Below are 979 nucleotides of genomic sequence, written 5' to 3'. Positions count from 1 at the left end.
AAACTATTTTACAGTCTCGTAAAAAAGCTTTTATGGTTAAATAGTCATAATTTGTTGAATAAATCTATAGGTTCGAATATAATTACTCCTTCTGCTAATTTTAGTTATGTTAAAAAAGTAGAAGAAGAAGGCGACTTCTTATTCGAAAATTGGGCACAAAAGTGGGTAGATCAAGAGTATGATAGGACTCAAGAAGCGGAAGAAAATTCCACACTAGTGGAGGCTTTTCCAGATTTTCCTAATACAAAGCAAAGATTCTTTATCGATAGATATCATTTTAAAGACATGTTAGAGAGCTTAAATGATAGTCAGTTTGAAGATGAATTTAATCAATGCCTTTTTGCTTACGAGAATGAAAAGTGGTTTTTATGTGCTACAGGTCTAGGCAGTTGCTTAGAGCACTTAATGTTAATTATTCTTACAAACTATGATAAGAATGGTTTTAGAAATGAAAAAAACAGAGGAATATTTCATGGATTTCCAAAAAATCCAACTGCTCAGGATTATGTGAGATTATTTACAAAAAATCCCATTAAAATTACCTCAAGACAGGCTACTTTTATTAATTTACTATATATGGCACGAAATTCTGTAGATCATCATAATACTGGTAAAACACAAAAGAATCTTTGTGATCTTTTGTTAGACGGTATATCTGATATGTACAATGACTATTATTCAAGTAGTGTATTATATAAGTCCACATCCAAAGAAGATGAATAAAAAATACTTATTTAATTAATTGATTAAATGAAAAGTTTTCCGTTATTTGCAAAAGATAACAAGAGACTGTCAAATCTTTTGTGTAAATAGATCTTTCTCGTAAATTGATTTTTTAATTATTTATTTAATCAAAGTAGGATTCTAAGGTGTCCTGAACCTGACCGAAGCCTTTATGAATTCGATTGAAATAACGGTCATTGTAGCTCATTGCCTGAATACCAATAAAAGCATCAAGCGACTGTTCAGTTGGAAACTC

At 30.2% G+C, this 979-nt stretch carries 2 pseudogenes; one reads left to right on the top strand and one right to left on the bottom strand.

Annotated features, from left to right (window positions below):
- A pseudogene (locus CP367_RS10780) lies at nt 1-723 on the top strand (hypothetical protein); the annotation flags it as partial.
- A gap of 124 nt (nt 724-847) precedes the next feature.
- Here the strand turns inward: CP367_RS10780 and CP367_RS10505 are convergent.
- Nucleotides 848-979, bottom strand: a pseudogene (locus tag CP367_RS10505) (IS256 family transposase); the annotation flags it as partial.

Origin of the sequence: Lactobacillus sp. UMNPBX16, from assembly GCF_002553775.1 — a bacterium.
Lineage (GTDB): Bacteria > Bacillota > Bacilli > Lactobacillales > Lactobacillaceae > Lactobacillus > Lactobacillus crispatus.
This window is presented reverse-complemented; position numbering and strand designations above follow the sequence as displayed.